Consider the following 3528-nt stretch of genomic DNA (forward strand, 5'->3'; position numbering starts at 1 on the left):
AATTAAATGCGAAAAGGGTTTAATTATTTCGAAGAGCTGTTCAATTATATTAAAGTGGGTTCAATTATTAAAAATGCAGGCACAATCTTTTACGCGAAGGATGCAATTATCAGATCGACTTTTCTCATGTCCACATAAATCGAATGAAAGTCAGGAACTTTTACGCAACATGGAACTGGAACTTTCACAAAAGGGGGGTGGATCAGGTGGCCATTCAGCTGGAAAGCAGCAATCATCCTCATGAAGATTGATGTGTGGAGGTAATCATGAAGGATCTTCTTCGCATAACGATCATCAATCAAGGTTCCCATTCATTGCGGGGGTGAAAATGGCAGGCTGATCTGTATGCGGGTCAGACCTGCTTTTCTTTGTTCTGTCAAGGACTTATGAAGGTAATGTATTTCATTTACTCAGATGTGTTTGGAAAATAGTGTTAGTAACTATCATTTGCTGCTTGTGTAATTGTAACCAATGTTTGGGGATAGTAAGTTTGTAATTAATTTTAGTAAGGAGTGTGTACTATATGAAACGAAGCAATGGACGCAAGAGAATGATGAAAGGTATTGGAGCAATCGTACTGGCTGCTTTTTTAATGGTATCGATGACATCAGTAAGCAGCGCAGTAGGCAAAAATGCCAAAGGACCTGATGTATATGTCATTCAAGGAATGTTGAAATCAATCGGAAGCTACTCAGGCAAAATTAACGGACACTTCGACAAAACGACAGTTCGAGGTGTTGAATATTACCAGAAACAACATGGACTGCCGGTTACTGGCTCAGTCGATAAAAAAACATTCCAGTCGATTACGTATTCTTATTCAAACTTGAAATTCCCTGCGCCAGGTGAAGGACCGGGAAAAGGTAAAGGTCAAGGAGCAGGAGAAGGCTCAGGTAAAGGTCAAGGAGCAGGAGAAGGCTCAGGTAAAGGCCAAGGAGCAGGAGAAGGCAAAGGCTCAGGTGAAGGTCAAGGAACAGGAGAAGGCCAAGGCTCCGGTGAAGGTCAAGGAACAGGAGAAGGCCAAGGCTCAGGTGAAGGTCAAGGAACAGGAGAAGGCAAAGGCTCAGGTGAAAGTCAAGGAACAGGAGAAGGCCAAGGCTCCGGTGAAGGTCAAGGAACAGGAGAAGGCCAAGGAGCAGGTGAAGGTCAAGGCTCAGGTGAGGGTCAAGGAACAGGAGAAGGTCAAGGAGCAGGTGAAGGTCAAAAAGCTGAAGATGGCCCCGGAGTAGAAGAAAAACAAGAAATTGAAAAAGAAACACCTGGTGAGGCAGAAGAGCCAAGTAAAGTCAAAGAAGAGCCTAAAAAGGAACCGGCGAAAGAACCTATTAAAGAGCCAGTAAAAGAACCAAGTAAAGAACCAGTGAAGAATCCCGCAAAAGAGCCGGTTAAAGAACCAAAGAAATATAAATCACAATAAATGATATACTGATGCTGCTGATTTTTTCTATAAATCAGCAGCTATACTTATTCATTTTCATATAATCCCTGTGTGAGCCAAGGGAACCGTCTATTGGCGCATGTAAAAAAAGGAGAGCAGCGTCATGATGCCCGAGCTAATGCCCTCCAACATTCCTCAACTCACCTTACGAATTGGTGAACACATTGATGACTTTTCTGCAAATATCATGATGAATCGTCTCGTCATAATTCAGCAGGAGCACGACCTCAAATTGAGTTAGGGTACTATCGGCATCAGTGATTTCACGGCCATCGGACCGCCTCCATGTTCCGCGATTCTCATACCTCTATACGTGCCTGTGAACCATGTGAGCCTGTTACTTCTCTCATCACTGCCGAATCGCCATTCTTCACTGACAATGTGAACGGCATATCTTTAACTAGTTCTGGACGTAAGATGTCTGGTTTTTTATTTAAATGGAATCGAGATATCGCGCTAAAGCATTTGCTATTGAATATAAATATCGGATTGGAGCTGAAAGCAAGTTCTTGGAAAAGGAGTTTCAATTTTATCCTCCCCTAAATAATATCTCGCGCTGTGCGGAACCTCTTCAACCAATTCTGAATCATCCGTTGACCGGTACATATTCAAAAGGGTAAGAATTTCATCTTTAAGGAGCTTCTCACAATGGTACTTGTCACTTTTTTTAACAAATCGGCAAGCATCACATACGCATCGGTGCAATAGTTCCAACCGGCCCCGGGTGGGTACTCAAGCTCAAGTTTTTTAAACCATTTTGTCAGGTTTTCACGGGTTTGGACACTTTCAATCTCTTCTTCAGTGAGGGTGTAGTAGTCCAATGCTTCCTGAAATTCTGTAGGTGTATCTGGGAGCGATCCGTGTGTTAGAAGGTAATCCTGCTGTATGGGATAAGTGATGGCTTGGCAATGCTGCTTGTCTTTTGTTCTGAAATAGGGCAGAAAGGTATCACAGGTTGATCCAATGAAATCAAATTCAGTCAACAAGCTGCATGATGGAAAGAGTCATTAAATTCTTGGATATACTTTGAATGCTCATCAAAGTCTCACCATCAATTGTCCGGTCAGGATAAATCTGAGAATGGCCGAAACCTTGAGAATAGATGATTTTTAAGTCTTTTACGATAGCCACCGACTCCCAATTGGGATCTCAACATTTTTATTAATGTAATTTGTTAGTTGGTTTAGGTTTTGTGTGGAGGTGTTCATATGTTTCTACTTTAATGCCAATCATTCACAAAAATTTTTTAGATAAGATTCTATAAAACTCCGATTCGCCTCATTCACCCCATCGGGCAATTCATCCAGATGAAAATACTGCATATCGATGGATTCAGTGTAATCAATTTTGATGTTTCCTTTTGGTTCATGGGTCACGTAGACAGCGGTTACGGAGTATACTTCGTCTCCGTTGGAAAACGTGATGAAATAGTCGGGACCGGAGAATATGTCTAGTAATTCGAGTTTTCCCATTTCAAGGCCGGTTTCTTCTTTCACTTCTCTTCTTGCCGTGTCTTCAAGGCTTTCCCTCAGTTCCATTTGACCGCCGGGCAGTCCCCAGTTTCCGTCGGTTCTGTGCTGCAGAAGCAGTTCCCCTTTTTCATTCATGATCAAGACGACTGCACCCGGTATGATTAACGGTCTTGCGCCGACCAGTTCTCTTAATTCCATGACGTAGCTCATGTGTATTCCTCCTGTGATATGTATTTATCCTTATTTTACCATACTGGGAGTTTGATAGTGGATTTTTCAAAAGTGTGAGGAGGGGGGACAGGCACAGCACCAGCGATGAGCAAAGGGATCTATCTCCTTGGCAAAATTGTTTGACAACTTTTCCAACTCAATGGTATAGTGATTTTACAAAATGATAAACTTACTCTCTGATAATAGAGGCGCGAGAATGAGGAGTAGCTTTCCTGAGGATGAAGGATCCGGGGATGGGAAGTGAAAGGCAGATCGCCGAAACGGGAAGCAGCCATTCGGTTTCTTGTTGGGCTGACATTGAACAAGTGTCAGACTGTCACAATGGTCACATTGTGGAGAACTATTGAAGAGATGTTAATACAGGATTCTTCAGGACGTTCTTCGTTT

General features: G+C 42.6%; 4 protein-coding genes and 1 riboswitch. Of the genes, 1 reads left to right on the forward strand and 3 read right to left on the reverse strand.

Annotated elements, in window-relative coordinates; genetic code table 11:
* The first annotated feature begins 523 nt into the window (after nucleotides 1-523).
* Nucleotides 524-1417, forward strand: coding sequence for a peptidoglycan-binding domain-containing protein (locus tag HP456_RS25445; protein WP_216663377.1), 894 nt, complete (start codon nucleotides 524-526; stop codon nucleotides 1415-1417).
* Nucleotides 1418-2046: 629 nt separating this feature from the next.
* Here HP456_RS25445 and HP456_RS21415 read toward each other — a convergent pair.
* The 3 genes from HP456_RS21415 to HP456_RS21425 all read right to left on the reverse strand — a co-directional run bounded on the left by HP456_RS21415 (nucleotide 2047) and on the right by HP456_RS21425 (nucleotide 3120).
* A complete protein-coding gene (locus tag HP456_RS21415; RefSeq protein WP_172254872.1) occupies nucleotides 2047-2421 on the reverse strand; it encodes a serine hydrolase domain-containing protein in 375 nt (124 codons plus the stop codon).
* Nucleotides 2414-2569, reverse strand: a complete 156-nt coding sequence (locus tag HP456_RS25560) for a hypothetical protein (protein WP_172254874.1) — start codon at nucleotides 2567-2569, stop codon at nucleotides 2414-2416. Before HP456_RS25560 ends, HP456_RS21415 begins: the two co-directional genes overlap by 8 nt.
* Nucleotides 2570-2667: 98 nt before the next feature.
* Nucleotides 2668-3120, reverse strand: coding sequence for an NUDIX hydrolase (locus HP456_RS21425; protein WP_172254876.1), 453 nt, complete (start codon nucleotides 3118-3120; stop codon nucleotides 2668-2670).
* A 196-nt stretch (nucleotides 3121-3316) separates the two neighbouring features.
* A riboswitch (Lysine riboswitch) is annotated at nucleotides 3317-3492 on the forward strand.
* Nucleotides 3493-3528 lie beyond the last annotated feature (36 nt).

The sequence above is a fragment of the Bacillus haikouensis genome (assembly GCF_013179555.1).
Classification (GTDB): domain Bacteria; phylum Bacillota; class Bacilli; order Bacillales; family Bacillaceae_B; genus Rossellomorea; species Rossellomorea haikouensis_A.